At 60.0% G+C, this 22,983-nt stretch carries 25 protein-coding genes; 9 read left to right on the top strand and 16 right to left on the bottom strand.

The features are described from left to right. Window positions 1–105: 105 nt before the first annotated feature. The gene (locus tag QMK47_RS07565) at window positions 106–1,458 is read right to left on the bottom strand and encodes a GntP family permease (protein ID WP_253472099.1); all 1,353 of its coding nucleotides are present in this window, start codon (window positions 1,456–1,458) and stop codon (window positions 106–108) included. 92 nt (window positions 1,459–1,550) lie between these two features. Next, window positions 1,551–2,084 carry a gluconokinase gene (locus tag QMK47_RS07560; RefSeq protein ID WP_258690504.1) on the bottom strand — a complete coding sequence of 178 codons (534 nt, stop codon included), beginning with the start codon at window positions 2,082–2,084 and terminating at the stop codon, window positions 1,551–1,553. A gap of 216 nt (window positions 2,085–2,300) precedes the next feature. Between QMK47_RS07560 and QMK47_RS07555 the strand changes: the two genes are divergently transcribed. From QMK47_RS07555 to QMK47_RS07545, 3 genes are all read left to right on the top strand, one after another. Continuing rightward, window positions 2,301–3,332, top strand: a complete 1,032-nt coding sequence (locus tag QMK47_RS07555; RefSeq protein WP_258690503.1) for a LacI family DNA-binding transcriptional regulator — start codon at window positions 2,301–2,303, stop codon at window positions 3,330–3,332. Between the two features lie 149 nt (window positions 3,333–3,481). Then, window positions 3,482–3,706, top strand: a complete 225-nt coding sequence (locus QMK47_RS07550) for a hypothetical protein (RefSeq protein ID WP_408980837.1) — start codon at window positions 3,482–3,484, stop codon at window positions 3,704–3,706. 291 nt (window positions 3,707–3,997) lie between these two features. Continuing rightward, complete coding sequence (locus QMK47_RS07545; protein ID WP_253472097.1) at window positions 3,998–4,417, top strand: GNAT family N-acetyltransferase; 420 nt, start codon at window positions 3,998–4,000, stop codon at window positions 4,415–4,417. Window positions 4,418–4,544: 127 nt separating this feature from the next. On the opposite strand, the gene def is transcribed toward QMK47_RS07545, so the two are convergent. Together def and QMK47_RS07535 are read right to left on the bottom strand one after the other, a co-directional pair. Then, a complete protein-coding gene (def, locus tag QMK47_RS07540; RefSeq protein WP_258690501.1) occupies window positions 4,545–5,084 on the bottom strand; it encodes a peptide deformylase in 540 nt (179 codons plus the stop codon). Next, window positions 5,081–6,031, bottom strand: a complete 951-nt coding sequence (locus QMK47_RS07535; RefSeq protein ID WP_018610993.1) for a YihY/virulence factor BrkB family protein — start codon at window positions 6,029–6,031, stop codon at window positions 5,081–5,083. The genes def and QMK47_RS07535 overlap by 4 nt, the downstream gene beginning before the upstream one ends. 248 nt (window positions 6,032–6,279) lie before the next feature. Between QMK47_RS07535 and QMK47_RS07530 the strand changes: the two genes are divergently transcribed. Both QMK47_RS07530 and QMK47_RS07525 read left to right on the top strand, forming a co-directional pair. Then, the gene (locus QMK47_RS07530; protein WP_320390013.1) at window positions 6,280–6,657 is read left to right on the top strand and encodes a hypothetical protein; all 378 of its coding nucleotides are present in this window, start codon (window positions 6,280–6,282) and stop codon (window positions 6,655–6,657) included. Window positions 6,658–6,834: 177 nt separating this feature from the next. Further along, window positions 6,835–6,960, top strand: a complete 126-nt coding sequence (locus tag QMK47_RS07525) for a hypothetical protein (protein WP_320390573.1) — start codon at window positions 6,835–6,837, stop codon at window positions 6,958–6,960. 194 nt (window positions 6,961–7,154) lie between these two features. On the opposite strand, the gene QMK47_RS07520 is transcribed toward QMK47_RS07525, so the two are convergent. The 5 genes from QMK47_RS07520 to fadD2 all read right to left on the bottom strand — a co-directional run bounded on the left by QMK47_RS07520 (window position 7,155) and on the right by fadD2 (window position 12,616). Continuing rightward, window positions 7,155–7,991 (bottom strand): IS3 family transposase, encoded by an 837-nt coding sequence (locus tag QMK47_RS07520; RefSeq protein ID WP_253470111.1) that lies wholly within the window; start codon window positions 7,989–7,991, stop codon window positions 7,155–7,157. Between the two features lie 22 nt (window positions 7,992–8,013). Next, on the bottom strand, window positions 8,014–8,292 hold the full coding sequence (locus QMK47_RS07515; protein ID WP_320389780.1) for a transposase: 279 nt from the start codon (window positions 8,290–8,292) through the stop codon (window positions 8,014–8,016). Between the two features lie 175 nt (window positions 8,293–8,467). After that, complete coding sequence (locus tag QMK47_RS07510) at window positions 8,468–8,635, bottom strand: hypothetical protein (RefSeq protein ID WP_320390572.1); 168 nt, start codon at window positions 8,633–8,635, stop codon at window positions 8,468–8,470. Between the two features lie 230 nt (window positions 8,636–8,865). Then, window positions 8,866–10,557 carry a long-chain-fatty-acid--CoA ligase FadD1 gene (gene fadD1 / locus QMK47_RS07505; RefSeq protein ID WP_253472093.1) on the bottom strand — a complete coding sequence of 564 codons (1,692 nt, stop codon included), beginning with the start codon at window positions 10,555–10,557 and terminating at the stop codon, window positions 8,866–8,868. A 370-nt stretch (window positions 10,558–10,927) separates the two neighbouring features. Continuing rightward, the gene (fadD2, locus tag QMK47_RS07500; RefSeq protein ID WP_253472091.1) at window positions 10,928–12,616 is read right to left on the bottom strand and encodes a long-chain-fatty-acid--CoA ligase FadD2; all 1,689 of its coding nucleotides are present in this window, start codon (window positions 12,614–12,616) and stop codon (window positions 10,928–10,930) included. Window positions 12,617–12,829: 213 nt separating this feature from the next. Between fadD2 and QMK47_RS07495 the strand changes: the two genes are divergently transcribed. Continuing rightward, window positions 12,830–13,774: an alpha/beta hydrolase gene (locus tag QMK47_RS07495; RefSeq protein ID WP_253472089.1), complete on the top strand. Its 945-nt coding sequence runs from the start codon at window positions 12,830–12,832 to the stop codon at window positions 13,772–13,774. Between the two features lie 44 nt (window positions 13,775–13,818). Beyond that, the gene (locus tag QMK47_RS07490) at window positions 13,819–14,289 is read left to right on the top strand and encodes a MaoC family dehydratase (RefSeq protein ID WP_014336929.1); all 471 of its coding nucleotides are present in this window, start codon (window positions 13,819–13,821) and stop codon (window positions 14,287–14,289) included. 131 nt (window positions 14,290–14,420) lie between these two features. Here QMK47_RS07490 and QMK47_RS07485 read toward each other — a convergent pair whose 3' ends face one another. From QMK47_RS07485 to QMK47_RS07470, 4 genes are all read right to left on the bottom strand, one after another. After that, window positions 14,421–15,284: an HlyD family secretion protein gene (locus QMK47_RS07485; RefSeq protein WP_253472087.1), complete on the bottom strand. Its 864-nt coding sequence runs from the start codon at window positions 15,282–15,284 to the stop codon at window positions 14,421–14,423. A 9-nt stretch (window positions 15,285–15,293) separates the two neighbouring features. Further along, on the bottom strand, window positions 15,294–15,500 hold the full coding sequence (locus QMK47_RS07480) for a DUF1656 domain-containing protein (RefSeq protein ID WP_003198565.1): 207 nt from the start codon (window positions 15,498–15,500) through the stop codon (window positions 15,294–15,296). Next, window positions 15,487–17,487 carry an FUSC family protein gene (locus QMK47_RS07475; protein WP_320390012.1) on the bottom strand — a complete coding sequence of 667 codons (2,001 nt, stop codon included), beginning with the start codon at window positions 17,485–17,487 and terminating at the stop codon, window positions 15,487–15,489. The genes QMK47_RS07480 and QMK47_RS07475 overlap by 14 nt, the downstream gene beginning before the upstream one ends. A gap of 255 nt (window positions 17,488–17,742) precedes the next feature. Next, window positions 17,743–18,207, bottom strand: a complete 465-nt coding sequence (locus tag QMK47_RS07470) for a ferritin-like domain-containing protein (RefSeq protein ID WP_253472083.1) — start codon at window positions 18,205–18,207, stop codon at window positions 17,743–17,745. Between the two features lie 206 nt (window positions 18,208–18,413). On the opposite strand from QMK47_RS07470, the gene QMK47_RS07465 reads away from it, so the two are divergent. Both QMK47_RS07465 and QMK47_RS07460 read left to right on the top strand, forming a co-directional pair. Further along, window positions 18,414–18,650 carry a DUF3820 family protein gene (locus QMK47_RS07465; protein ID WP_014336924.1) on the top strand — a complete coding sequence of 79 codons (237 nt, stop codon included), beginning with the start codon at window positions 18,414–18,416 and terminating at the stop codon, window positions 18,648–18,650. A gap of 17 nt (window positions 18,651–18,667) precedes the next feature. Beyond that, window positions 18,668–19,855, top strand: coding sequence for an aminotransferase class V-fold PLP-dependent enzyme (locus QMK47_RS07460; RefSeq protein WP_320390011.1), 1,188 nt, complete (start codon window positions 18,668–18,670; stop codon window positions 19,853–19,855). A gap of 269 nt (window positions 19,856–20,124) precedes the next feature. Here QMK47_RS07460 and QMK47_RS07455 read toward each other — a convergent pair whose 3' ends face one another. The 3 genes from QMK47_RS07455 to zwf are packed head-to-tail and all read right to left on the bottom strand — an operon-like array spanning window position 20,125 to window position 22,977. Beyond that, the gene (locus tag QMK47_RS07455) at window positions 20,125–20,790 is read right to left on the bottom strand and encodes a bifunctional 4-hydroxy-2-oxoglutarate aldolase/2-dehydro-3-deoxy-phosphogluconate aldolase (RefSeq protein ID WP_018611012.1); all 666 of its coding nucleotides are present in this window, start codon (window positions 20,788–20,790) and stop codon (window positions 20,125–20,127) included. Between the two features lie 17 nt (window positions 20,791–20,807). Further along, a complete protein-coding gene (pgl, locus tag QMK47_RS07450) occupies window positions 20,808–21,521 on the bottom strand; it encodes a 6-phosphogluconolactonase (protein WP_320390010.1) in 714 nt (237 codons plus the stop codon). Beyond that, complete coding sequence (gene zwf, locus QMK47_RS07445) at window positions 21,508–22,977, bottom strand: glucose-6-phosphate dehydrogenase (RefSeq protein WP_214511646.1); 1,470 nt, start codon at window positions 22,975–22,977, stop codon at window positions 21,508–21,510. Before zwf ends, pgl begins: the two co-directional genes overlap by 14 nt. Window positions 22,978–22,983 lie beyond the last annotated feature (6 nt).

The following is a 22,983-nucleotide window of genomic DNA, read 5'->3' as shown; positions in this document are numbered from 1 at the left end:
ACCAGAAACCACTGTGGGAGCGAGCTTGCTCGCGATAGCGGCATAACAGTCAGCGAAAGAGTCGACTGTCAGTCCGCCATCGCGAGCAAGCTCGCTCCCACAGGTTCAGACCACCAGCGACAGCAGCAGGATAAAGATCAACCCCACCACGGACAGGATGGTTTCCATCGCGGTCCAGGTCTTGAAGGTTTCAGCAACGGTCATGTTGAAGTACTGCTTGACCAGCCAGAAGCCTGCGTCGTTGACGTGGGACAGGATCAACGAACCGGCACCGGTCGCCAGCACCAGCAGCTCACGGTTCACACCCGGCATCATCCCCACCACCGGCACCACGATCCCGGCACCGGTAATGGTCGCCACCGTCGCCGAGCCTGTGGCAATGCGGATCACCGCAGCCACCAGCCACGCCAACAGAATCGGCGAGATCTGCGCACTCACCGCCATGTGACCGATCACATCGCCCACGCCACTGGTCACCAGCATCTGCTTGAAGCCACCACCGGCACCAATGATCAGGATGATCGCGGCGGTCGGTGCAAGGCTGGCGTCCAGCCATTTGAGCATCTGGCTGGAACCGATGCCCTGCTTGTAGCCGAAGGTGTACAGCGACAGCAGCAGCGCCAGCAGCAACGCGGAGATCGGGTGGCCGATCATGTCCATCCAGGCGCGGAAGAGGTTGCCATCGGGCAGCGCCACGTCAGCGAAGGTCTTGAGCAGCATCAGGAATACCGGCGACAGCACGGTGATCAGGGTGATGCTGAAGCTTGGCAGTTCGGCGGAGTCCGTCTCACGGGCCAGTTGGTCCACCAGCTCCTGGTTCGGATGGCCGGGGATGTGCTTGGCAATGAACGTACCGAAGATCGGCCCGGCAATAATGGCCGTCGGCAGCGCTACGATCAGGCCATAGAGAATGGTCTTGCCGATGTCGGCGCCAAATACGCCAATCGCCAGCAGCGGCCCCGGATGTGGCGGCACCAGGCCGTGGACCGCGGAAAGACCGGCCAACAGCGGGATACCGATCTTGATGATCGACACGCCGGTGCGGCGCGCGACGATGAACACCAGCGGGATCAGCAGCACGAAGCCGATTTCGAAGAACAGCGGGATGCCCACCAGGAACGCGGCGAACATCATGGCCCACTGCACCTTGTCCTTGCCGAAGGCGCGGATCAGGGTCTGGGCGATCTGGTCGGCCCCGCCCGACTCGGCCATCATTTTGCCGAGCATCGTGCCCAGCGCCAGGATGATGCCGACAAAGCCCAGCACGCCACCGAAGCCGTCCTGGAACGCCTTGATGATGGTGCCGGTCGGCATGCCCGACGTCAGGCCGAGGAACGCGGCGGCGATGGTCAGTGCAATGAACGGGTGGAATTTGAACTTGGTGATGAGGATGATGAGTCCGATCACCGTGACCACTGCATCAAGCAGCAGGAACGTCTCGTGGGACATGCCGAACATGGGAGGTGTCTCCTGATTTGTTGTTGTTATTGAAGCAGTTATTGGTTAGCCGTCGGGGTAGCGCTATCTTTCTGACGCAAACTTTTTGAAACTCAGCCGGCAAGCTTCAAACCATGGTCCAACCACCAGGCGTAAGCCTGATGCGCCAACTCTTCAACGCTGTGGCTGGACGCATCCAGAGCCAGGGTCAGGGGCTCGCCGACAGGGGATTGCAGGGTGGCAAACTGGCTGTCGATCAGGGTCGACGGCATGAAATGGCCGGGACGATGGGAAACGCGGTCGGCGGCCACTTCGGGGGTCAATTCAAGGAATACGAAGCCCAGGCCAGGCAAGGCACTGCGCAGACGCTCGCGATAACTGTGCTTGAGGGCCGAGCAGGTCAGCACCGGGCGTTCGCCCGTGGCGTCGACACGGCGCAACTCATCGCACAGGCTGTCGAGCCAGCCGGCACGGTCGTCGTCGTTCAAGGGAATACCGGCGCTCATCTTCTGGATGTTGGCCGCAGGGTGGAAAGTGTCGCCTTCGATGGCAGTGGCGCCGCTCAGCTCGCATAGCGCCTGGCTGACGCAAGTTTTGCCGCAACCGGCAACGCCCATGATGACCAGGGCGGTGATGGGATTATTCATGTAACACCTCAGCGCGCAGACAGCGCTACCTTTGCCAGTTATGACACCGCAGCAAAAGCAGAAGTTGCCGACGCCTTCTTGTCATTTTTGTGGTTGCAGCATGTTCGTTCACGACACCAGCACACAGGAGATCAGGCAAACCCCACTTACGCAATTGCAGCCGCGTCGAGACAGCGCTACCTTAGTGCCTTGATTTTTGTTTGGCAAGCCGCCCTGATGACCGTCCCTAAAAACGATAAGAATACTCGCACCACCGGTCGCCCCACGCTCAATGAAGTCGCACGCCTGGCCGGTGTCAGCCCCATCACCGCCTCCCGTGCCCTGCGCGGCGTCAGCACCGTAGCCGTCGACCTGGTGGAAAAAGTCCGCCAGGCCGCCGTGGAGCTCAACTACGTCGTCAACCCCGCCGCCCGCGCCCTGGCTTCGGCCCAGAGCCATTCGGTGGTGGTGCTGGTGCCGTCGTTGTCCAACTTGTTGTTCATCGACACCCTGGAAGCCATTCATCGGGTGCTGCGACCCAAGGGTTTCGAAGTGGTGATCGGCAACTATCACTACTCCCGGGACGAAGAAGAAGACCTGCTGCGCAACTACATGGCCTATCAGCCGCGTGGTTTGCTGCTGACCGGTTTCGACCGCACCGAAAGCGCCCGACGCATGATCGAGGCCAGCAACATTCCCTGCGTGTACATGATGGAGCTGGACCCGGGCGCCGGGCTCAACTGCGTCGGCTTTTCCCAGCTCAAGGCCGGCGAAACGGCGGCTGAGCACCTGATTTCCAAAGGCCGCAAGCGCCTGGCCTACATCGGCGCGCAACTGGACCAACGCACCCTGCTGCGTGGCGAAGGTTTTCGCCGCGCCCTGCAGAAAGCCGGCCTGTATGACCCGGACCTGGAACTGCTGACCCCACGCCCGTCATCGGTAGGCCTGGGCGGCGAGTTGTTCCTGCAGTTGCTGGACAGCCACCCGGACGTCGATGCGATCTTTTTCGGCAACGACGACCTGGCACACGGTGCCTTGTTCGAGGCCCTTCGCTGCGGCATCAAGATTCCCGAGCAAGTTTCGGTGCTGGGCTTCAACGACCTGCCCGCCTCGGCCCACACTGTGCCGCGCCTGAGCAGCATCAGCACCCCACGGGAAGCCATCGGCCGCCGCGCCGCCGAGCAAATGCTGACGTTAATGGCCGGCAACCGCATCGCGCAGCCGGTAGTGGACATGGGCTTTGAGCTCAAGGTCCGCGAAAGCACCTGAGCCTGCCCGTCGCACGCCAATACGGTCGATCCATGCCGTCCGCCGGCAAGGGTTGGCCGCCCTCGCCGCGTTCCTGCCCACAAGCTTCACCAGCGCCCGAAGAAACCACGACGCTTGGAGGTTCTGCGACGGCAGATTTCAAGGACTACATGAGCAAGACGCCCGAAGAGCGCCTGCGCGACAGCATTCTCGAAGAGATGGGCATTACCGAGGAAGAGTTCGAGGCGATGCCACCTCAGAAGCAGATGGCGGTCAGCCAGGAGATTGCCCAGCGCATGCAGGACAAGTCGGCGATGGCACAAGTGGAAAAGGCCCAGCAGAGCCGCACCGACGACAAAGCCTCGGCCACGGACAGGTTTCTCGCCTCGCTTTGAGCCTCGGCACATGGCGCAGCGTTTGAGCTGGGGTTAGCGCCCCAGCTCAAACCTGAGGCCAACCGAGGCAGTATCGGCTCAATGACCGAACAGGTTCACCTTCTTGGTTTTTTTGTCGGCGCGCTTTTCATCGGCAGTTTTCGCCGGTTTTTTCTTTGCCGCTTTTTTTGAATCCATGCCTTTGGACATGATACGTACTCCACTCATACGGGATGTGAAGTCAGGTATACACCTATCGCCGCACCTGCGTTCTTTTATAATCGCCCTCCCCTTATCGCCCACGACCCTGTCATGTCCGAAATCCATTACGCAGCGCTCGAAGCATCGCTTTGGCCGCTGATGAACAAGTTCTATCGCGCCCACCAATCCTCGATGAAAGCGGTACGTGACGCGCAGCTTTGGGTGGCGCGGCGCGATGAAATCGTCGCCGCCCTGTGCCTGCGGCCGGTGTCGGGCGGGCATTGGTTGACAGGGCTGTTCGTCGACCCGGCGTACCGCGTACAAGGCATCGCCGCACGGTTGATCGCCGAAGCGGTGAACGGCGTGAATGAGCCGGTATGGCTGTTCTGCCACCCGGACTTGCGCGGTTTTTATGAGCGACGGGGTTTCAGCTTCGACCCCGAACTGCCCTATGCGATGGCTGAGCGCCTGAGCCGGTATGCGCGTAGCAAGCCGATGATTGCGATGGGGCTTGCGCCTGCAAAACCCTGAAGATCAACACCGCCCACTGTGGGAGCTAGCTTGCTCGCGATGGCGTCAGGTCAGTTGCATCAATGGTGGCTGACACACCGCTATCGCGAGCAAGCTCGCTCCCACAAGGGGTTGTGTCGGTTATGAGTTAGTCGTCGGCCGTGGGGTCCAGGTCCGGGAACATCACCTCGGTAAACCCGAACTTGCTGAAATCACTGATGCGCGACGGGTACAAGCGCCCGATCAGGTGATCGCATTCATGCTGCACCACCCGCGCATGAAAGCCCGATGCGTAACGCACGATCGGCTCGCCCTTGGGATCGAAGCCTTCGTAGCGGATGTCCTGGTAGCGCTCGACCGCCCCGCGCAGGCCCGGCACTGACAGGCAACCTTCGAAACCCTCTTCCATCTGCGGACCCAGTGGGGTGATCAGCGGGTTGATCAGGATGGTCTGGGGCACCGCCTCGGCGTCGGGGTAACGCTCGCTGTGCTCGAAGCCGAAGATCACCAGTTGCAGGTCCACGCCGATCTGTGGCGCCGCCAGGCCGACGCCGCCGACGCTTTCCATGGTCTGGAACATGTCGTCGATCAATTGCCACAACGCTGGGCTGTCGAACATTTCGGCAGGCACCGGCGGGGCAATGCGCAGCAGGCGGTCGTCGCCCATTTTCAGGATGTCACGGATCATGGTCGGGCTTCGTCAGGGTGGGGATGAGGGATGGAATGGTCGCGGCCCAGGCCCGACACATGCTGCTTTTCGTGCTCGCCCGCGCTCTTTTCGCCCGGGTTCTTGCCCTCGGTGGACATGTGCTCGATCACCGCATTCATCTCCGCACCGAGCAACAGCACCGCCGCAGAAATGTAGAAATACAGCAACAACACGATGATCGCACCGATGCTGCCATACATGGCGTTGTAGTTGGCAAAGGTCTTGACGTAAAACGCAAAGCCCAGGGAGGCAATGATCCACACCACCACTGCCAGCACCGACCCCGGCGTGATGAAGCGAAACTCCTGCTTGACGTCGGGCATCACGTAATAGATCAGCGCCACGGCCACCATCAGCAAGATCACGATCACCGGCCAGCGCACGATCGTCCAGAGCGTGACAATGAACTCCTCCAAGCCAACCTGGGCCGCAATCCAGCCCATCACCTGTGGCCCGAGCACCATCAATGCCGCAGCGGCCAGCAACATGCCGGCGATGCCGACGGTGTAGAAGATCGACAGCGGAAAACGCTTCCAGGCCGGGCGACCTTCCACCACATCGTAGGCGGCGTTCATCGCGCTCATCATCAGCCGCACGCCTGCCGAGGCAGTCCACAACGCAATGACGATACCTACCGACAACAATCCGCCCTTGGATTGCTGGAGCTGGTCGATCACCGGGTTGACCTGCTCCAGGGCCTGGGGCGGCAGCACTAGCTCCGATTGCAGGCGCAGCCAGGAGAAGAAGTCCGGCAGGTGCAGGAAGCCGATCAACGCGATCAAAAAGAGAATGAATGGAAACAGCGAAAACAGCATTTGGTAGGCCAATGCCGAGGCGTAGGTCGACATCTCGTCGTCGAGAAACTCGGTCACGGTGCGCATCATCACACGATGCAAGGGTAAGCCTTTCAAGGCCGGGAACATCATGTGCGTCTCCTTTCGCCGCAAAAAAAAGGGGGTCGCTTGGCGACTCAGGGGCCGTTATCACAACAAAGTAGCCTGTTTGGCGACGTTGGATCAATTTCGTCTTTCATGTCCGACGCTGAATTGACCGGCGATTGTCGAACCAAGTTTCATTGTTCCTACAGGCGGGGCTTTATGTTTGCCCGGCAACCACCGAGAATGCCCCCACGTATTCAGGCTACGGCCTGAAGCTCCAACCCCGTAGGAACGTTATGAAACTCGATAAAAAGCAGGCCATCGCCCGCAGAAACCAGGATCTGGGCGGCGCCGTACTGGGCGTCAACAACTGCCACTTCAGCGAATTGAACCGTAACCGCAACATCTTCTGGTTCGATATCCCGGTGGGTCGCCTGGCTATTGGTCAGTACGAATGGATCCACCTGCTGCTGCACACGCCGGCCACCGATGAGCTGCTGCACCTGAAGGTGCCGACCGTGTTCCTGCGCGAGAAAATGGAAGGCCTGGAAGTGCGCAACCTGGGTAAACGCAAGGCAGCCTTGAGTCTGGAACTGAGCGCTGACAAGGATTCCTATCTTCAGGACATGCGGCCGGGTGGTACCAATCTGGATTTTGCGCAGTTCAGGTTGTAATGCGATTTTCCAGGACAATAGAGCTCTCTTCGGTGTCTAGTTGTTTTGGTGTGTATATCCGTTGCTGCGGTAACGGCTGCTGGCGGTTCCGCTCTTACAGCGGCTCACTTTTGGAAGAGCGCCAAAAGTAACCAAAAACGCTTTGCCCCACCACTCGGTGCCTCGCTCAGGCTCGGCATGCCCTCACTCCAGCATTGCTCCGTGGGCCGCCGCGAAGGGCCATCCATGGCCCAGCGCGGCTATCCCGGCATCCATGCCGGGATGCCCACTGCCCAATGCCTGCGTTCGGCCAGCGTGGTTTAACGGGGCGTTCAGATCAAGATCAAAAGCAAAGCAAGAGCGGTGCATGTCCAGTATCCATGTGGTTGCACCACCGCTATCGCGAGCAAGCTCGCTCCCACATTGGATCTTCAGCAGACAGAAAACCCATACACACCGCAAAACCTGTGGGAGCGAGCTTGAACTGGTCAAGTAAATCCGGACACCAGTTACGGTGTTTATGCTGCTTTTTGCTCCATGGCTATTGGCGATAGGTAGTCGTTGTAGCTGTGGAGCCTGGTGCGGTTGTAGTACATGAAGAAGCGCACCATATCGGTTTGTGCTTCCTCGCTCGTGCTGTAACCGTTGCGAGGGACCCATTCTGACTTCAGGGTGCCGAAAAAACGTTCTGTTGGAGCATTGTCCCAGCACTGCCCGCGATGACTCATGCTTTGCAAAATGCCATTGCGCATCAACTCTTCTTGAAACTTGCGGCTGGTGTACTGACAGCCCTGATCCGAATGAAACATCAATCCAGGTGGGCATGTTCGAAGCTCTATCGCCATGCGTAACGCCTTGCTGACCAGGTTGGCGTCATTGACCAGCGAAAATGCCCAACCAATGACCCGGCGAGCAAACAAGTCGATAACGATGGCCAGATGAACCCAGCGTTTACCCACCATCAAGCTTGTAACGTCGCCACACCAGACCTGATTGACCACGGTCGGCTTGAAATTACGCTTGAGCAGATTGGGTGCGACAAATGCTTCAACTCCTTTGGACCTGAATGGGTGAGGCTGGCGTTGTTTACTGACAATGTTGGCTTCCCTCATCAGTGTTCTAACAAGGCTTCTGCCGACCGCTATGTTTTGGGCCTTCAGATGCTTGCTGATCGTTCTGGACCCCATGGCTTCCCGGCTTTCGCTGTGCAGTTCAACCACCTTCCCCTTGAGTTCTTCGCGCTCGATCTTAGGCCGCGAGAGCCGCTGTAGCCATTCGTAAAAGCTGCTGCGCTTCACATCGAAAACGCGACACAGGATGGCGGTCGGGAATGACTCTCTTAGCTCCGCGATCATCGAAAACGATCGGGATCCGACATCAAGAGAGCGGTAGCCTTTTTAAGATTTCGGCTTCCATTTCCATGCGTTTGATCTTGGCTTTCAGATCCTGAATCTGCCGTTGATCCTCAGTAATGGCCTTGGTGCCTTGAACTGGCTGACCTTTTTGTTCCTTGCGAACCTGGTCCACCCACCGTCGTAACGCGGTAGCACTGATGTCCAGCGACGCGCAGACTTCCTGTACTGAACAGTTGTCATCAATCACCATGCTGGCCGCACGATGTTTGAACTCGCGGGAAAAGACTCTTCTTTCTTTCATGGAACCTCCAAATTGGCGAAATCATATCGCCCTTAAGAGGTGTCCGGAATTATTAGGCCAGTTCAGCTTGCTCGCGATGACGCCGGCACATCCAACATCACCGCAAACTGACACACCACCTTCGCGAGCAAGCCCGCTCCCACAGGAGAAACGCGATCACCCTGAACCAGGTCGGCTATAAGGCCGCCTCGCGGTGGACGTTGATCTCGGGCGCCCCGTTAACCACGATGGCTGAACGAAGGTATTGCGCAGTGGGCACCTCGGCATGGATGCCGAGGTAGCCGCGCTGGGCCATGGATGGCCCTTCGCGGCGGCCCACGGAGCAATGCCTTCGTTCAGGCATGCCGAGCCTAAGCGAGGCACCGAGTGGTGGGGCAGAAGCGTTTTGGTTACTTTTGCGCTTCTCAAAAGTGACCCGCTGTAAGAGCGGAACCCTAAGCCGCCGTGACCGCAGCAAAGGATATGCCCCCAATCCAGCCCAAAAGAAAACGGCGCTTTCCCTCCTCGGAAAAGCGCCGTTTCTTTAAGTGAAGAGCATCACCGCATCAGCGGGGCTCTTCATTGGCAATGGGCTTACTTCTTCAAACCCAGCTTCCTGAGCTCTTCATCCCGCAACTCGCGCCGCAGGATCTTGCCCACGTTGGTGGTCGGCAAGGCATCACGGAACTCCACGGCCCTGGGCACCTTGTAGCCGGTGACGTTGGCACGCATGTGTTCCATCACCTGTTCCTTGGTCAACGTGACACCCGGTCGTGCGACGATGAAGATCTTGATCGCCTCGCCAGACTTCTCGTCCGGAATACCGATGGCCGCGCATTGCAGCACGCCCGGCAGGGTTGCCAGCACGTCTTCCAGTTCGTTGGGGTACACGTTGAAACCGGAAATCAGGATCATGTCTTTCTTGCGATCGACGATGCGCATGTAGCCGTCCGGCTGGATCAGCGCAATGTCACCGGTCTTGAGCCAACCTTCGCTGTCGAGGATCTCGTCGGTGGCGTCCTGGCGCTGCCAGTAGCCCTTCATGACCTGCGGACCTTTCACACACAATTCGCCAATTTCGCCCAATGGCTGTTCGACACCCGCGTCATTGATCACCTTGCACAGCGTCGACGGCACCGGAATGCCGATGGTACCGACCTGGATGTTCTGGATCGGGTTGACGGTAGCCACCGGGCTGGTTTCGGTCATGCCGTAGCCTTCGCAGATCGGGCAGCCGGTCACCGCTTTCCAGCGCTCGGCTGCTGCCAGTTGCAGGGCCATGCCGCCAGACAGGGTGACTTTCAGGGCCGAGAAATCCAGCTTGCGGAAGGCTTCGTTGTTGCACAGGGCCACGAACAGCGTATTAAGGCCAACGAAACCGCTGAACTTCCACTTCGACAGCTCCTTGACCATCGCCGGCAGGTCACGCGGGTTGCTGATCAGGATGTTGTGGTTGCCGATCAGCATCATCGCCATGCAATGAAAGGTGAAGGCATAGATGTGGTACAGCGGCAGCGGCGTGATCAGAATCTCGCAACCTTCATTGAGGTTGGAGCCCATCAGCGCCTTGCACTGCAACATGTTCGCCACCAGGTTGCGGTGGGTGAGCATCGCGCCCTTGGCAACGCCGGTGGTACCGCCGGTGTATTGCAGCACGGCGACATCGTCGCTGGCGGGGTTGGCTTCGCTCACGGGTTGGCCGTGACCTTTGTTCAGCACGTCGTTGAACTTGACGGCCTTGGGCATGTGATAGGCCGGGACCATCTTCTTGACGTACTTGATCACGCTGTTGATCAACAGGCGCTTGAGCGGCGGCAGCAGGTCGGCGACTTCGGTGACGATGACGTGCTTGACGCTCGTCTTGGGTACGACGGTCTCGGCCAGGTGCGCCATGTTCGCCAGGCACACCAGCGCCTTGGCCCCGGAGTCGTTGAACTGGTGTTCCATTTCCCGCGCGGTGTACAGCGGGTTGGTGTTGACCACGATCAGCCCGGCGCGGATCGCACCGAACACGGCCACCGGGTACTGGAGAACGTTGGGCAACTGCACAGCGATTCGATCGCCGGGCTGTAAATCGGTATGCTGTTGCAGGTACGCGGCAAAGGCACCGGACAACTCGTAGAGTTCACCGTAGGTGATCGTCTTGCCGAGGTTGCTGAATGCCGGCTTGTTGGCAAAGCGTTGGCAGGACTGCTTCAACACCGCCTGAATATTCGGATACTCGTCTGGATTGATGTCGGCAGCAATCCCAGCTGGGTACTTATCCTTCCAAAAGTCTTCAATCATGGAAGCCCACTCCTCAGCAACGCGAATTCTCACCGCATTTGATGCGATTATTATTGGTGTTTATTGGTGAATCTGGCTTGAATCAAGGCCGAGAAGTCACAAAAGCGCGCCGAGAGTAGCAGCTTTGCCAGGGGCCGACTAGAGCCAAAAGCAGCCACCACAGTCACAAACATGACTCATGAACATTTTATGGTCATTTTTAGAGTAAAAAACCTACGCCCTATTAAATCTCTCTGAATCAAACAACTGTGGGAGCACAGCTTGCTCGCGATGGAGGTATGTCAGCCAATACAAATGAGGCTGTTCCACCGCTATCGCGAGCAAGCTGTGCTCCCACAGGTTTTCGTCAGGACAGATACCCCGGCGGACCTCAGGCGATATCGCGCAGCTCCCGCCGCAGAATCTTGCCCACCGGGGTCATTGGCAACGACTCCCGCAGCACGATGTGCTTGGGAATCTTGTAGCCGGTGAAGTTCTCCTTGCAGTAGGCCTTGAGTTCTTCAAGGCTGACGCCGGTTTCGCGCGCCACCACGAACAGCTTCACAGCTTCCCCCGAACGTTCGTCCGGCACGCCGATCACCGCGCAGTTGGCCACCTTGGGATGGGCCATCACCACGTCTTCGATCTCGTTGGGGTACACATTGAAGCCCGAGACGATGATCATGTCCTTCTTGCGGTCGACGATGCGCACGAAACCGTCCGGGTCGATCACCGCGATGTCGCCGGACTTGAACCAGCCCTCGTGGTCCAGCACTTCGGCCGTGGCCTCAGGCTTGTTCCAGTAGCCTTTCATGATCTGCGGGCCCTTGATACACAGCTCGCCACGCTCGCCCAGGGGCTGCTCGACGCCATCGTCGTTGATCACTTTCATCAGCGTGCCCGGCACCGGCATCCCCACCGTACCCAACCGAGACTTGCCGCCGTAAGGATTGGCACTGGCCACTGGCGAGGTTTCGGTCAGGCCATAACCTTCGGTGATACCGCACCCGGTGATCTGCTCCCAACGTTCGGCAGTAGCCTTGATCAGCGCCGTGCCACCCGAGTTGGTGACCTTGAGGTTGGAAAAATCCAGGGTCTTGAAATCCGGATGGTCCATCAGTGCCACAAACAACGTGTTGAGCCCCAGCAGCAGCGAGAAACGCCAGTTCTTCAGTTCCTTGATGAAACCACCGATGTCCCGCGGATTGGTGATCAGCACGTTGTGGTTGCCGGTCACCATCATGCACATGCAGTTCGCCGTGAATGCATAGATATGGTAAAGCGGCAGCGGTGCGATCATGACCTCCTGGCCCTCGCGCAACAGTGGATGGCCGTCATCGCCGAGCTGCCCCAGGCAGGCCCGGGCCTGTTGCATGTTGGCCACCAGGTTGCCGTGGGTCAGCATCGCGCCCTTCGCCAACCCGGTGGTGCCGCCGGTGTATTGCAATACCGCAATATCGTCGAGGCTGACTTTCAGCGGCTTGATGCCCTGGCCGCGTCCCAGGCGCAAGGCGCTCTTGAAGGAAATGGCCTGGGGCAGCGAATAGGCCGGGACCATTTTCTTGACCTTGCTCACCATCGTGTTGACCAGCCAGCCCTTGGCGGTGGGCATCAGGTCGCCCATCTTCGCTTCGATCAGGTACTGCAGGTCCGTATCGGGCAACACCTCCTGGACTTTCTGTCCGAACATATTCAGGTACACCAGCGCCCGGGCACCGGAGTCCTTGAACTGATGACGCATTTCCCGCGCGGTGTACAACGGGTTGGTATTGACCACGACCAGCCCGGCGCGCAAGGCACCGAACACGGCGATCGGATACTGCAGGATGTTAGGCATCTGCACCGCGATTCGATCACCCGGCGCCAGGTCGGTATGGGCTTGCAGATAGCCGGCGAACGCCGCGCTGTAGCGCTCCAGCTCGGCATAGGTGAGGGTCACCCCCATGTTGCTGAACGCCGGACGGTCGGCAAATTTCTTACAGGAACGTTCGAACACCTCGATCACCGACTTGTAGGCCCCAAGGTCAACATCCAGGGGCACGCCGGCCGGGCGTTTGTCATTCCAGAAATCAGGCTGCATTGTTTTTGTCCTCTTTACCTGAGCATGTCCGGGCCGCCTCTGTATCGCTTGCAGAGGCGGAGCTCCTGGGACACTAGCAGCTATGGCCAATCAGGCAAATATGGCAACCTGCGTCATAGATTGTGTGAATCTTCCTGCCTAGGTGTGGCCTGATCAGGCGAGACGCAAAGGATGCGCTATACAATGCAGCGACGCTGCACAAAAGGAATCGCCATGATCCACCAAACGTTCTGGCTGACCGCGACTGACCATAGCCGCCTGTTCGTCAACCAGTGGCTGCCCGAAACCGCCCCTTTGGCGATGATCATGCTGGCTCACGGCATGGCTGAACACAGCGGCCGCTACGCCCGCCTGGCCCAGGTATTGTGCGACGAAGGCTACGGTGTCTGCGCCGTGGACCTGCGCGGCCATGGCAAGACCGGCGAGGAAGCGATTCTCGGCCATTTTGCCGACGAGGACGGCTGGGCCAAGGTCGTGGGTGACCTGGCCAGCCTCAACCACCACATCGTCCAGCAATATCCCGAGACCCCCATCCTGCTGCTGGGCCACAGCATGGGCAGCTACATCGCCCAGGGTTACCTGTTGCATCACAGCGCCAGCCTGCACGGGGCGATTCTCAGCGGCTCGAACTTCCAGCCGGTGACGCTCTACCGCAGCGCTCGCCTGATCGCCCGCTTCGAACGCTGGCGCCAGGGTGCCACGGGGCGCAGCGCGTTGATCGAGTGGCTGTCGTTCGGCAGTTTCAACAAGACATTCAAACCCACGCGTACCCCCTTCGACTGGCTCAGCCGCGACCCGGCCGAAGTCGACAAGTACGTCCACGACCCGCTGTGCGGCTTTCGCTGCACCAATCAACTGTGGGTCGATCTGCTCGGTGGCTTGCAGCAAATCAGCAAAGCGTCCAATCTCGCCCAGATCGATCCGGGCCTGCCCCTGCTGGTGATCGGTGGCGAATGTGATCCGGTGAGCGAAGGCAAGCGTCTGAAGGATCTGGCCGACGCCTTGCGTGACGCCGGCATCCGACACCTGCAATTGACGATTTACCCGCAGGCCCGGCACGAACTGTTCAATGAAGCCAACCGCGATGAAGTGACCGCCGACGTGCTGGCCTGGATTGCCCAGGCCCTGAGCCACAAGCGGCCACCACGCAGCGAGTAGGCTTGCAGCGTTTTTCCTTTACTCCTTCACAGGATTTGAAACAGATGACCCAGGTTACCAACACCCCTTACGAAGCCCTCGAAATCGGCCAGACCGCCAGCTACAGCAAGACCGTCGAAGAGCGTGACATCCAGCTGTTCGCCGCGATGTCGGGCGATCACAACCCGGTGCACCTGGACGCCGAGTTCGCCGCCGCGAGCATGTTCAAGGAGCGCATCGCCCATGGCATGTTCAGCGGTGCGCTGATCAGCGCGGCGGTAGCCTGCGAGTTGCCTGGGCCGGGCACTATCTACATCGGCCAGCAGATGAGCTTCCAGAAACCGGTGAAAATCGGCGACACCCTGACCGTGCGCCTGGAGATCCTGGAAAAACTGCCGAAATTCCGTGTGCGCATCGCCACGCGTGTGTTCAACCAGCGCGACGAGCTGGTGGTGGACGGCGAGGCCGAAATCCTCGCACCGCGCAAGCAGCAGACTGTGACTCTGCCGACGTTGCCGGCGATTACTGTAGGTTGATTCACAGGCGCCTACGGTGAGTGACTTGTGGCGAGCCATAAATGTGGGAGCAAAGCTTGCTCGCGATGCAGGCGCCTCGGTTCCCTGAGAGACCGAGTTATCTTCATCGCGGGCAAGCCTTGCTCCCACATTTATGGCTGGTCTTCGCGCACCTGCACGCTCGCCGTCATCCCGGCGCTCAGGTTCACCCCCTCCGGCACCTTGTCCAACTTGATCCGCACCGGTATCCGCTGGGCCAGGCGCACCCAGTTGAAGGTCGGCTCGACCTCCGCCAGCAACTGTGCATCGGGGTTGGTGTTGCGGTCGGTAATGCCACGGCTGATGCTCTCGACATGGCCCTCCAGCGCATGGCCGGCGCTCATCAGCCAGATCTTGACCGGATCGCCTACGCGAATCCTCGGCAACTTGGTTTCTTCGAAATAGGCCTGCACATAGAACGTCGAGTCGTCGATCAGTGCCATCACCGGCTGCCCGGCATTCACGTAGTTGCCTTCGGCCAGGCGCAGGTTGGTGATATGGCCATTGCGTGGGGCCAGGACCTGGCTGCGCGCCAGGTTCAGTTCGGCGACCTTGGCCTCGGCCTGGGCTTCGCGCAGTTCACCTCGGGCGATACCGGCGTTGATCTGGGCGTTTTCCCGCAGTTCGGCGCTGATGGCTTGGGGCCCGAGGGCGGCGCGGCGGCTGGCTTCGTGTTCGCGCAGGCTCAGTTGCTGCTGGCGCGTCTGCACCACCGCCCGAGCCTTCTCCACCGCCGCCTCGAAACGCTCACGGTCGATACTCAGCAACACATCGCCGGCCTTGACCTGCTGGTTATCCACCGCCTTGAGCTCGCGCACCCACCCTGACACGTCGGGTGCAATCACCACCACGTCGGCGCGAATCCGCGCATCGCGGGTCCAGGGTGTGAGCATGTAGTACTGCCACAAGTGAAACCCGGCGAAGATCGCCACGGCCACCATGCACAGCGTGACGGCGACACGTACGGATGTACGCATGTTCAACTCCTATAGCGGCCCGAGGACCACGGTAATAACGGTCAGGACACAGACATACAGGGCGCAGTCGAACAAGGCTTCATGCCAGATCCAGCGCCCGGCCGGCACCAGGCTGAGCAACAGGCGCAACGCGCCGGTCACCAGCAACGCCAGCACCACATAAATCAGGAACGGGCTGAGCAACACCCCGCCAATCGACCACTCACGCAAGCCCATGGCTGTGCTCCCGTCGTTCAGGTTCGTGCTGGTGGCACCAGGCGCGCCAGCTGTTTTGCAATTGCACCACCGCGCCCTGGGCCAGCTTCAATGCGTCACCGGGCGGCTGGCTCGACAACACCTTCAGGAACTCGGCGCTTGCCGGGGCCAGCGCATCGGCCTGGTCACCGCTCGGGCCGTGTTCGAGCACCTGCTCCAGCGCTTCGAAATAACGGCGCTGCGCCCGGGTCTCAGGCACTTGGGCGACGGCCAGGCTCAGGCGCAAATGCAGCAGTTCATCGCCAATATCCAGGCCAAGCAAACCATCATCCCAGCGGCTGCGCGCCTGCACCGGCAATTCAGGGTAATGCCGCGCCAGTTGCAACAGCCGGTCGGCCATGCGCCCGCCGAACCAGCTCTCGGCGCCACGCAGGCTGCGATGGGTCAGGCGCACCAGATCGTGGAGGGTCGCGGCCAGCAGGCGGCGGCTGTGCCAGGCCGGGTTGCGCAAAATCAGCAGATTGAAGGCCAGCACCGCCGCGCCCACGCCGATCATCATGGCCTGGGCGTTGTTGAAGAACGCCGCGACGTCGTACTTCATGGCATTGAGCGGTGAAATCAACACCACGAAATGCAGGCAGAACGACGTCGCCGTGGCGAAGATCTGCGGCTTGGCCATGCCCAGCGCGCCGAAAAACAAGGGCACGCCCATGGCCATGCAGAGCATCGCAAAACTGCTCCATTGCGGGAGTAAGAGCTCGCCGATCACGAACGCCGTCGGCACGGCCAAAAAAATGCCCCGTAGAAAACTCATGCCGATCTGCGCGCCGTTTTCGCGACTGGCAAACAGGCTGCACACCACGCACGTCAGTACCAGCGCGCCCGAAGCGGCGGGCCAGGCAGTCGCCAGCCAGAAACAGGCCACCGCCAGGAACGCCAGGGCGCTGCGAGCACCAAAGACCATGGCCAGGGACAGATCACGATGAGGCGCCAGGGTTCGCGGTGGATCCGCCGCCTCCCTGCCCTCTTGCACCGCCGTCAAGGCAGCGCAGGCGGCCAGGGCGGTATCGAGCAACAGGGCAAATCGCGCCAGGCAGTAACTTTGCGCCGAGCTGATCTGCGGGTCGTGAGACGCATCCCACACCCGGGGGCGTAAGGCCTGCAAGGTCGCACTGTCGGCATCGAGGGCCTGCTGTACCTCGTTCATCCACGGTTGGAGGGCCTCGGCCTCCTCGGGGTCGAGCTGTTTCCACTGCCGCCGCACCGAGCGCGAAAGGCGCAGCAACATCAGCAATTTCTGGCTCAAGCCGCTGATGGCTCGGGCTCGCTGTCGGCCACGGCTGCCTTCGAACCAGGCATGTTCGCGCTGGGCATCCACCGCGACGATCCGGCCCAGGATTTCCAGCAGCCCTTTTCGCGCCTGGACATCGCCAGCCAGGGTCGCACGGGCGGCCTGCATGCCGCTCTGCCAGGCAGCGAGGGCCTGACCGGCCAGTTGCCGCTCGACCCGCAACGGCCAGAGCAAGGCACTGGCCGCCGTGGCGCAGACAATGCCCAGGCTGATCTCGGTGCAGCGCGCCACCGCCTGGTCGAACACAGCCAGCGGATGGGAAATGGCCGGCAAGGCAATGATCGCCACCGTGTAACCGGCCAGCACGAACGAATACGACCAGGCACTGCGCAGCAGCGTCGAACAGGCTGTGCACAACCCCAGCCAGAGCGCCAAGGCCAGCAGGAACAACCAGGGCGCCTGGGCAAACAGGCCCATGAACACCACCGACATGACGGTGCCCACCAGCGTGCCGACCAATCGCGCCAACCCCTTCTGCACCACCATCCCGGACAGTGGCTGGGCGACGATGATCGCGGTCATCAGCGCCCATGACGGCTGCTCCAGCCCCCAGCGCAGCGCCAGCCACAACGCCAACCCGGCACCAAGCACCGTCTTGATGGCGAACTGCAAAGCGAGGCGGTCGGGGGCAAACAAGGCCTGGAAGGTAATGGGCACGCGAAAAACTCTTTGGGGGGATGCCAGTAACAATAGATGCAATGTAAGGGGTCGGCGGTGCAATTATTAGCTAGCTATCTATTCGAGTCCAGAGCTGATTATTGATGAATTCAACAACACACTTTTTCTGTTTGATGCTGAGTGAGTTGAAATGGCATCAACCTGCATCACCACAACAGTGTTCATCTTGAATCTGAGTCGTCGCCACAAAAAAACGCCAGGCAAGCTGGCGTTTTCTTGGATCAGGACGCGTTGTTAACTGGCGCGCGCCTGGTTACGCAGAGCCTTGACCTGGTCATGGTTGCGTTGCACACCGTGGTACTGACGCTCAACCAGGTCACGTATACCGACCAGGTTGTGCTTGGTGATTTTCTCGAGCGCTTCCTTGTAGGCCTTGAGCGCATGGTCTTCGCCACGCTCGGCTTCGTTGAGCACCGCTTCTTCACCCTTGCCGGTGAACATGGATTTCACGTCCACCCAACGACGGTGCAGGTCACCAGCGACGCTGGTGGAGGTTTCCGGATCGCCGCCCAGGGAGCGAACCGCCGCTTGCAGTTCAGCCGCGGCGGTCGCGCAATCCGCAGCACGTTGAACGAACAGCGCCTTGAGTTGTGGGTGCTTGATGTCTTCAGCGCAGGTCTTGAAGCCTTCCTGGCCATCTTTGCTGGTCTCGATCAGGTCGTTCAAGACGGAGATGGATTCTTTGTTGATGTCAGTCATTTTTCAGTTCCTTTGCTTGGTGAATAAAAAACCTGCAAGGGACGTTGCATCGGCCATGCCAGTCAAATAACCCAGTTAATTTTCTTTAAAATCAATTAGTTAATAAAAAACAAGAAAACTGTATCCGCGTTATTTGCATGATCTGTCATTTGGCCTGCATGCAGAATGCCTGTATTTTCGAGGTAGATTTGAATCAGACGATTGCCATGAACCCGGAAAAGCTCGAATTGCTCATCACGCGTCAAATGCCGTTCGGCAAATACAAGGGTCGAATCCTGGCTGACCTGCCCGGTCAATACCTGAACTGGTTCGCCCGCGAGGGTTTTCCTCACGGTGAACTGGGTGGTTTGCTGGCACTGATGCAGGAAATCGATCACAACGGGCTGTCGGACCTGCTCGACCCATTGCGCGCCAAACACGGCAAACCCAAGCCTCGCCCCTGACCAGTTGAGCCCCTGTCATGCCCGAAAACACGCTACGCGCCCATGATGAAGCTTTCTGGCAGACGTTTGTCGGTCGCTACGACGTCGATCCCGCCGGGCCGCTCAACCTGGAAAACGGCTACTTCGCACGTATGTCCCGCACCGTGGTGGAGGAATACCAGCGCAACATCGAATTCATCAACCGCGGCAACTCGGTGTATGTGCGCCAGCATTTCGACCGTGAACACGGCGAAGCCATTCGTCGACAGGTGGCCCGGCTGATCCACGCATCCCCCCAGAGCGTGGCATTGGCCAGTAGCGCGGTGGATGCCTTGCAGACGCTGATTCGCAACTACAACGGCCTCAAGCCCGGCGATCAAGTGCTGATCTGTGATCTGGAATATGCCTCGGTCAAGAGTGCAATGCGCTGGCTGGCTCGTCAGCGTGGCGTGGAGGTGATCGAAATCGTCCACCAGCACCCTGCCAGTTTCGAAAGCCTGGTGGGCACTTATCGCGAAGCGTTCATTCGCTACCCTCGCCTCAAGTTGATGGCGCTGACCTACGTCAACCACCTCACCGGACTGGTGATGCCGGTCCAGGCCATTGCCGAGAGTGCCCGCGAGTTCGCCGTCGATATCATCCTCGACGGTGCCCATGCCCTGGGCCAGATCGATTTCGACCTGAAGAAGCTCGGGATCGAATTCGCCGGGTTCAACCTGCAGAAGTGGATCGGCGGGCCCCTCTCCCAGGGCTTCCTGTACATCGCCCCGCAGCGCTTGGCCGACATCGACCCGGACATGGACGAAGACAGCTACCCCGTCACCGACGTCCGCTCGCGCACGCCCCACAGCACGCCCAACATCCCTGCCTTGCTCACCCTGCCGCTGGTCTTCGAAGAACACCAGGCCCTGGGTGGCGCTTCGGCCAAAGGCGCGCGCCTCTGTTATCTGCGTGACCTGTGGGTGAGCGCCGTGCGCGATGTGCCGGGCATCGAAGTCATGACCCCGGATGACCGGCGTCTCTATTGCGGGATCACCGCGATGCGCTTCACCGCCCAGGCCGATCAACAGGCGATGGCCGATCGATTGCTCCATGAGCATGGGATCTTCACGGTGGTGCGCCACACCAGCGTCGGGCCGTGCATTCGCATTACCCCGGGGCTGATTACCTTGGCGAGTGATATCGAGCGGTTGACCAAAGCACTGCTTGAACTGAGCCGTACCTAGATCCCTTGCTCCCGCTGGGCTCTGTAGGAGCTGGCGAAGCCTGCGATCTTTTGATCTTGCTCTTTCGCTCTCGACTCAATTGTCAGTGGAAAGATCGCAGCCTCGTTGCACTCGTCAGCTCCTACACCGCTCCTACACGCAGCCCAACGGGAGCAAGCTCCCTCGCCACAGGAATTTTGTACTGCCACAAAATCCGGGCAAAAAAAAACGGCGCGCCGACCAAGCGCACCGTAAAACCGTAGAACACCCAACGAGGTTCGGTAAAACAATCAGTCCAGCAGCGCCAAGGCCTCGGCGGTGCATTCCTGAATGCGGGCCCAGTCGCCGTTCTTGATCCACTCAGGATCAAGCATCCAGCTTCCGCCCACGCACATCACGTTTTTCAACGCCATGTAGCTCTTGATGTTGGCCGGGCTCACGCCGCCGGTCGGGCAGAATTTCACTTCACCGAACGGGCCACCCAAGGCCTTGATAGCCGCGACGCCGCCGCTGACTTCGGCCGGGAACAGTTTGAAGCGGCGATAGCCCAGGCTGTAGCCTTCCATGATGCCCGAGGCGTTGCTGATGCCAGGCAGTAATGGAATAGAGCTGTAGACGCTGGCCTCGAGCAGATCACGGGTGATGCCCGGAGTGACGATGAACTGCGAACCGGCAGCCTCGGCGGCGTCCAGCATGTGGCGGTCGAGCACCGTGCCGGCGCCGGTCACCAGTTCCGGACGCTGCTCACGCAGCACCTGGATGGCCTTGAGGCCGTATTGGGAACGCAGCGTCACTTCCAGCGCCGTCAGGCCACCGGCAGCCAGGGCATCGGCCAGCGGCAGGATGTCCTGTTCACGGGCGATGGTGATCACCGGCAGGATCCGCGCCTTGGCGCAGAGGCTGTCGATCAGGGCAACTTTGTCCGCCATGGAAACGGTCGGGGATGGGTTTGTCATAGCGGCTGATCCTTGGTTCATGGGCACCAGTAAATCTCTAACGTAGGTTGCAAAAACGCGCGGATCGGCATTTCGGCGACATCGTCGCCCGCCACCGCAGCGTTCAAGGTGGTCAATTTCGACTGACCGGAAATCGACAGCACTTTGTGTTGCGCCGAAGCCAGCAAGGCGCGGCTCATGGTCAAGCGCTGGTGCGGCACGGTCGGCGCCAGCATCGGCCAGCAGCGACGTGTGCCATTGGCGTCCAGGGCCTGGGCCAGGTTCGGACTGCCAGGGAACAGCGAGGCGGTGTGCCCGTCTTCGCCCATGCCCAACACCAGCACATCGATCGGCGGCAGCTCGGCCAACAGACGATCGGCCTGTTCGGCAGCCGCTTCCAGGTTGGTGCTGGCGCTGTAGAGGCTCAGGAACTGGGCCTTGGCCGCCGCGCCTTGCAGCAAGTAACGCTTGAGCAGGCCGGCATTGCTGTCGGCGTGTTCAACCGGTACCCAGCGTTCATCGGCCAGGCTGACCACCACGTTGGACCAGTCCAGCGCCTGCTTGGCCAGGTGCTGGAAAAACGCCACCGGGCTGCGGCCACCGGAGACCACCAGGGTCGCCGCACCGCGTGCCTCGATTGCTTTGCGCAACTGCTCGGCCACGTTCAGCGCCAGGCCTTCGGCCAGCACCACCGGGTTCTTGAACTCATGGGCGCTAACGCCCTGCGGCAGTTTCAATTCAGATATCGCCATACCATGACCTCCCATCCCGCGTGATCAGTGCAATGGAGCTCATCGGCCCCCAGGACCCAGCCGCATACGGCTTGGGCGCATCGCCGGATTTCTTCCAGCCGGCAATCAACTGGTCACACCACGTCCACGCGGCTTCAATTTCATCTTTACGGACAAACAGGTTCTGATTGCCGTTCATGACTTCCAGCAACAACCGCTCGTAGGCATCGGGAATACGTGCGCTGCGATAGGTGTCGGAGAAGTTGAGTTGCAACGGACCGCTGCGCAATTGCATGCCCTTGTCCAGGCCCTGCTCCTTGGTCATCACTCGCAAGGAAATCCCTTCGTCCGGTTGCAGGCGGATGATCAGCTTGTTGCTGATCTGCAAGCGCTGCTCGGGCGCGAAGATGTAGTGGGACGGTTCCTTGAAGTGGATGACGATCTGCGACAGCTTTTGCGGCATGCGCTTGCCGGTACGCAGGTAAAACGGCACCCCGGCCCAACGCCAGTTGCGGATGTCGGCGCGCAGGGCGACGAACGTCTCGGTGTCGCTCTGGGTATTGGAGTTGGGTTCTTCGAGGTAGCCAGGCACTGCCTTGCCCTCGCTGTGGCCGGCGATGTATTGGCCGCGCACTACCTGGGTGGTCAGGCCTTCCGGGCTGATCGGCGCCAGGGCCTTGAGCACCTTGACCTTCTCGTCACGGATGCTGTCGGCGGACAAGTCGGCCGGCGGGTCCATGGCGATCAGGCACAGCAGCTGCAACAGGTGGTTCTGGATCATGTCCCGCAGTTGCCCAGCCTTGTCGAAATAGCCCCAGCGGCCTTCGATACCGACCTTCTCGGCCACGGTGATTTCCACGTGGGAAATGTAGTTCTGGTTCCACTGGGTTTCGAACAGGCTGTTGGCGAAGCGCAGCGCGATCAGGTTCTGGACCGTCTCTTTGCCCAGGTAATGGTCGATGCGATAGGTACGGTTTTCCGGGAAGAACTGCGCCACGGCATCGTTGACCTTGCGCGACGATTCCAGGTCCGAGCCGATGGGTTTCTCCAGCACGACACGGGTGTTTTCGCTCAAGCCAACCTTCGCCAGGTTTTCGCAAATCGCCCCATACACCGCCGCTGGGGTGGCGAAATAGGCAATGACCTGCTGGGTCGAACCGGCTGCTTCGGCCAAGGCGACGTAATCGTCGGCCTTGAGGAAATCCACGTGCAGGTAGGTCAATCGTGCCAGGAAGCGCTCGAGTACGCCTTCGTCCAGGTCTTTTTCATCGACGTAGCGCCGCAGTTCGGCGGCGATGAATGCCAGGTGCTGCTGCTCGCCGCCGGGTTCACGGGCCAGCGCAATGATTCGCGTGTCCTCGTGCAACAACTGGGCGCCATCGAGCTGATACAGGGCAGGAAAGAGCTTGCGCAAGGCCAGATCGCCCAACGCGCCAAACAAGGCAAAGGTGCACGGTTCAACCGTAATCGAAGGCATGATGTT

The organism is Pseudomonas sp. P9_35, assembly GCF_034008205.1.
In the GTDB taxonomy this organism is placed as follows: domain Bacteria; phylum Pseudomonadota; class Gammaproteobacteria; order Pseudomonadales; family Pseudomonadaceae; genus Aquipseudomonas; species Aquipseudomonas kilonensis.
Note: the sequence above shows the minus strand (reverse complement) of the source record. Positions and strands in the feature narration are given on the sequence as shown.